This window comes from Lentzea sp., from assembly GCF_036380075.1.
In the GTDB taxonomy this organism is placed as follows: domain Bacteria; phylum Actinomycetota; class Actinomycetes; order Mycobacteriales; family Pseudonocardiaceae; genus Lentzea.
The window spans coordinates 1-5,701 of record NZ_DASVFL010000094.1 but is presented as its reverse complement, the minus strand read 5'-3'; the positions used below and the strand labels follow the sequence as shown (position 1 = coordinate 5,701).

Genomic DNA, 5,701 nt, shown 5'->3' with positions numbered 1-5,701 from the left:
GCCGCGTTCGAACCCGAGCGTCGACATCGCGACCGCCCAGCCGTTGTCGACGCCGCCGACGACGTTCCCGACCGGGACCCGCACGTCGGTGAAGAAGACCTCCGCGAACCCGCGGGTGCCGTCGACCATCGTCAGCGGCCGAACCTCCACCCCCGGCGAGCGCAGGTCGATGCACAGGAAGGAGATGCCGCGGTGCTTGCGTTCACGGCCCGCCTCGGGGTCGGTGCGCACCAGCGCGAAGATCCAGTCGGCGAAGCCGCCCATCGAGATCCAGATCTTCTGGCCGTTGACCACGAAGTCGTCGCCGTCGCGAACCGCGGACGTCCGCAGCGAGGCGAGGTCGGAGCCGGAGCCGGGTTCGCTGAAGCCCTGGCACCAGATCGTGCGGCACGCCAGCAGGTCGGGGATCCAGCGGGCGCACTGCTCGGGCGTCCCCCACTGCATCAGCACCGGCCCCAGCAGGTAGAGGCCGCCCATGTTGATCCGTTCCGGCGCACCGGCCCGGTAGTACTCCTCGGCGAACGCGATCGACCGGCTCAGGCTCGCGTCCCGGCCGCCGTACTCCGACGGCCAGTCGACGGCGGCGTACCCGCCCTCGAAGAGCTTTCCCTCCCAGGCGCGGTGGAGGTCGAACCCCGCCTGCCCGGTCCACGGCGGCAGCGGTTCGGCCGGCACGTTCTCCGCGAGCCAGGCGCGGACCTCGGCGCGGAACTCCTCGATGTCGCTCATGCCGCGAGTCCCAGGGCGTCGGAGACGGACTGCATGGTGTCGGCGTAGTCGTGCACTCGCATCCTCAGTGAGATGTTGACGCCGTCGGCGCCGAGCTCGAGGTACCGCTCGACGACGGACGGCAGCGCGGCCATCTCGCCGGTGAACCGGAGCCCGGCGATCACGTGCTGCTCTCCCCTGTCCTTCCCGGCCGCGTCGAGGTGCTCGCGGTAGGTCCGGTGGTGCTCGGCGAACTGCGACGGGGTGAGGTTCCAGGGGTACCAGCCGGTCGCGACCGCCGCGGCACGGCGCAGCGCGGCCGGTGAGTGCCCGCCGACGAGCACCCGCGGCATCGGTGCCGGGCTCTCCGGGTAGACGCCGTCGGGGTCGTCCCACAGCCGGGTCAGCTCGGCGATGCCCTCGCCGCAGCGGCGGCCGCGGGTCTTGAAGTCCGTCTGGCAGGCCGCGAACTCCTCGGCCGACCAGCCGACGCCGACCCCGAGGTCGACCCGTCCGTCCGTCAATGCGGCCACGGTCATCAGGTCCCTGGCGAACAGCCGCGGGTTGCGCAGCGGCAGCAGCAGGACGGAGCTGCCGACCCGCAGCCGGGTGGTGGCCGCGCAGACCTCCGCCGCGGCCTGGAGCACGTCGATCAGCCCCTGGTCCGCCGCGGCCTCCACGCGGGCCGTGCCGCCGACGGTCTTGTTGTGCCGCTCGACCTGCTCGGGATCGGTCGCGGACGGCGCCTCCGGGTACGGGTACGCGGAGGTGTACTCGTCGAAGAACACGATGTGCTCCGGCAGCCAGATGCCGGTGAACCCCAGCTCCTCGGCCGTGCGGCCCAGCTGGGCCATGAAGTCCGGGTTCCTCTCGGGACTGCCGTCGAACAGGTCGACCAGACCGATCTCCACGCCGGGCCTCCTCTCGCGGCTCAGGCGAACGCCGCGATGGCGGCGATCTCGTCGTCGGTGGGCAGGTGGTCGAGCTCGGCGACCAGTTCGTCGACCCTCACCGGCAGCACGTCGACCGCCTCCCTGGCGGCGGGCAGGTCGGCGACCGGCACGCACCAGGTGCGGCGCACCCCGTCGGCGGCGTCGCCGAGCACGCCGGCGAGCACCGCGGCGGAGGCCACCAGACCGGCGGCACCCTCGCGCCAGGTCAGCCAGCCGTCCGGTGCACCGCAGGCGGCGACGTACCGCTCCAAGGTTTCGGTGCTCGTCGCGCGGAGGTGGGTGGCGGGCACCCGGTCCCCCGCGGGCTTCGGCAGCGCGATCGCGCCGTCGAACGCGACGTGCTCGCCCTTGTGCGATGCGCGGCGTTGCGTCCACAACGCGCGCATCGCACCAAGGTTGTCCAGTGCGCGGTCGACGTGGTCGCCAACATCCCGGAACGGGTCGGCCAGGACGGCGGGCGGGGCGGTGAGGTCGAGCCCCACCTCCAGCCGGCCGCCGCCGAACCAGTCGAGGCTCGCGATCTGCTTGGCCCTGACCGCCGCGCTGTGGAGGGCGAGGAGCTCCCCGGACAGGCCGAGCCGGATCCGGCCGGTCGCCCCGGCCACGCGCTGCAGGCCCAGCACCGGGTCGTGCGCCCGGTCCGCGGCGGCCTCGCGGTCGCCGTGCGCCCACCACGAGACGAGGCCTGCCTCTTCCGCGGCCGCAGCGGCCCGCGCGATCGCGGTGCCGAGCGACTGGCCCGGCGTCGTCCGGAAACCGCAGGCGATTCCGATGTCCATCGACGTCCTCTCCCTCATGCGGCGGACGTCAGCGCTTCCACTCCACGAGCACGCCGTCCTTGCTCCACTCCAGGTACGCGCCCTTGCCCTTCAGGCTCGCCTGACCGTTCTGGTAGGACACCTCGCCGTAGACGGTGTCCTGTTTGCTCACCTTCTGCAGCGCCTCCGCGACCTTCGCCGGGTCCTTGTCGCCCGCCTGCTTGATCGCCTCGGCCATCAGCCACATCGCGGTGTAGCCCTGCGCCCCGTACATGTCGGGGTCCTTCTTGTACTCGGCCTTGTAGTCCGCGGTGAACTTGGTGGCGCGCTCGTTGGTCGTGAAGCCCGCCTGGAACGGCACCGCGAACAGGGCGCCCGCGAGACCGCCGCCGGAGGACTTGAACAGCTCGGCGCTGTCGACGCCGTAGCTGGTGAGGATGCGCTTGCTGTAGTCGCGCTCGCGCAACGACTTCGACAGCAGCGCGGCCGGGGTGCCGAGCATGCTGGCGACCACCGCGTCCGGGTTGAGCGACTGAACCTCGGTCGCGGCCTGCGTGTAGTTGGTGTCGGCCGCCGAGGTGTTGATCGTGCGGACCACGTTCACGCCGTTGCGCTCCAGCGCGGCCTTCCACACCTTGGCGTCGCCGACCATGCCGTCGTTGTCGGAGGTGACCACCATGGCGACGGTCTTGATGCCCTCACCGGGCACGACCGTGTCGATGAACTGGTCGTAGAGGCCACCCGACTCCGCCGGGAGGACCACCGGGCGGTAGACGTAGGGCGGCTCGGCCAGGCCCGCGAGGATCGCGGAGGACACGATCGCGGGCACCTTGCTCTGCTTGATCATCGGAGCGAGCGCACCCGCTTCGGAGGAGAGCCCGCAGCACAGGACGCCGGACGCGCCGTCCGCGACGTACTGGCGGTAGAGCGCGATGGCCTTCGCCGGATCGCCCTTGATGTCGTCGATCTTGAGGTCGACGGTCTTTCCCTCGCCGAGGTAGCCGCTCGCGTTGATCTCCTTGACCGCGAGCTTGGCGCCCTCGGTGATCGGCACGCCCGCGAACGCGGCGGGTCCGGAGAGCAGGGCGGGGAACCCGACGAGGTACGTCGTGCCGGCTCCCGCGTCGGCGGCGCCGCCGCATCCCGAGAGGGCGACGAGTGCGGCCGTGGTGGTGATCGCCGCTGTGACCGTGCGGAACCGGCGCCATTGCCGGCTGGTGGTGAGTCGAGACACGGGCGTCCCTTTCTGACCATCACGTCAAGCAAGCGCTTGAACCAAGTAAAGCAAGTGCTTGATATTAGGCACGGTGACTCCGGTCACGCAATGGCCTGAACTGCATTTCCGCATTTCCGGACCGGTCGGTGACAGACCGTCATGAACTGCGGAGCCCGAACCGGCCGCGGTCGAGAACCACGTCGCCGGACGGGGTCAGCACCCGGAAGAGTCCCGCGCCGCCGTCGGTCCACACGAGAAGCCGCAGGAGGTCGCCGGGCAGGACGGGCCGGGTGAAGCGGCCCGCCATGGACCGCAGGCGACTCGCGTCGCCTCCGGCGAGGTGGTTGGTCAGCAGCCGCGCCACCCAGCCGTAGGTGCACATGCCGTGCAGGATCGGGCGTTCGAACCCGCCCCGGGCCGCGAAGGCCGGGTCGGCGTGCAACGGGTTGCGGTCCCCGGTCAGGCGGTACAGCAGCGCCTGGTCCGGCCTGCTCGCGAAGTCGATCTCCAGGTCCGGCTCTCGCTCGGGCGCGGTCCACGTGGCACTGGGTCCGCGTTCGCCGCCGAATCCGCCCGCGCCGCCGAAGAACCCTCCGAGCCGGCTGCGCATCAGCCGCTTGCCCGTCGCCGCGTCGACCAGCTCCGACTCGGTCCACAGCAGCGCGTGCGGGTCCTTGTCCCAGATCTCGGTCACGGTCGTCGTCACGTGTGCCGTGCCCGCCGCCGGGAGCGGTCCGTCCACTTCGAACTCCTGCTCGGCGTGCACCGCCCGTGCCGGGTCGAAGTCGCCGACGTCCGGCAGCCCGCCGTCGACGCTCAGGACCACGCCGAAGGACGGGATCACCTGCTGGGCAACGCCTTCGCTGTTCTCGGTCGTGAACGCCAGCTCGGCGAGCGGGTCGTCCTGGCCCGCGCCGACCGCGAGCGCGTAGAGCAGCGAGTCCTTGTCGGTCCAGGTCACGGTGCGCGGTCCGGTGACCGTGCCGACGCGGGTGGGGTCGAGTGGCATGGCGGTGTCCTTCGCTGGGAGGTCAGGCGGACAGGCGGGTGCGCGGCCCGGCCTTGAGCACCCTGGACGGCAGCTCGCGGCCGACGAGGCGCTGCGCGAGCGCGGCGACGTCGAGGAGGCGGTCCAGGTCGACGCCGGTCTCGACGCCGAGCTCCTGCAGCAGGTACACCGCTTCCTCGGTCGCGATGTTGCCGCTCGCGCCGGGCGCGTACGGGCAGCCGCCGAGGCCGCCGACGCTCGCGTCGAACCGCCGCACGCCCAGCTCCAGGCCCGCCACGAGGTTCGCCATGCCGGTGCCGCGGGTGTCGTGCATGTGCAGGGCGAGCGGCGCGGCGGCGTCGAGGTCGCGGAACCGGCCGACGAGGCGGCGGACCCTGGGCGGCGAGCCCATGCCGGTGGTGTCGCCGAAGCAGATGCTGTCCGCGCCGTCGCGGCGGGCCCTGGCGGCGTACGACGCGACGACGTCCTCGGCGACCTCGCCCTCGTAGGGGCAGCCGAACGCGGTCGCGACGATCACCTGGCAGGTCGCCCCCGCCTGGTGCGCCAGGTCGATGACCTCGGCGATGCCGTCGAGCGACTGCTCCGGGGTGCGGTTGAGGTTGCGCAGGTTGTGGGTGGCCGACGCCGAGACGACGACCTCGAGGTCGCGGAAGCCGCCGTCGAGGGCCCGGCGGGCGCCGACGAGGTTGGGCACGAGCGCCGAGTAGCGCACGTCGTCGCGGCGCTCCACCGCCGACCACACCTCGGCGGCGTCGGCCATCTGCGGGATCGCCCTGGGGTGCACGTAGGAGACGGTCTCGATCTCCGTCAATCCGGTCGTGCCGAGCGCGTCGACGAGCTCGACCTTCCCGGCCGTGGGCACGGGCGGCTCGTTCTGCAGGCCGTCGCGCGGGCCGACCTCGCGGAGGACGACCGAGGACGGCACGTCGCTCATCAGAACCCGCGCTCTTCGGCGACCAGCGCGCGGTGTGCGGTCGGGGTCCCGTAGAGCGCGCGGGCGGTCGTCACGCGCCGGAAGTGGTGGGAGATCTCGTGTTCCCACGTGAACCCGATGCCG

At 72.1% G+C, this 5,701-nt stretch carries 6 protein-coding genes; all 6 read right to left on the bottom strand.

Annotated features, from left to right (window positions below):
* A partial coding sequence (locus tag VF330_RS11355) for an acyl-CoA dehydrogenase family protein (RefSeq protein WP_330851501.1) occupies positions 1-729 on the bottom strand: 729 nt, incomplete at its 3' end.
* Complete coding sequence (locus VF330_RS11350; RefSeq protein WP_330851500.1) at positions 726-1,619, bottom strand: LLM class flavin-dependent oxidoreductase; 894 nt, start codon at positions 1,617-1,619, stop codon at positions 726-728. The genes VF330_RS11350 and VF330_RS11355, both read right to left, overlap by 4 nt.
* Positions 1,620-1,639: 20 nt before the next feature.
* Entirely contained in the window at positions 1,640-2,458 is an 819-nt protein-coding gene (locus VF330_RS11345) for an LLM class flavin-dependent oxidoreductase (protein WP_330851499.1), read from the bottom strand.
* 10 nt (positions 2,459-2,468) lie between these two features.
* Positions 2,469-3,653, bottom strand: coding sequence for an ABC transporter substrate-binding protein (locus tag VF330_RS11340; protein WP_330851498.1), 1,185 nt, complete (start codon positions 3,651-3,653; stop codon positions 2,469-2,471).
* Between the two features lie 139 nt (positions 3,654-3,792).
* Complete coding sequence (locus VF330_RS11335) at positions 3,793-4,644, bottom strand: MaoC family dehydratase (RefSeq protein ID WP_330851497.1); 852 nt, start codon at positions 4,642-4,644, stop codon at positions 3,793-3,795.
* 22 nt (positions 4,645-4,666) lie between these two features.
* Positions 4,667-5,578, bottom strand: coding sequence for a hydroxymethylglutaryl-CoA lyase (locus VF330_RS11330; protein WP_330851496.1), 912 nt, complete (start codon positions 5,576-5,578; stop codon positions 4,667-4,669).
* Between the last annotated feature and the right edge of the window lie 123 nt (positions 5,579-5,701).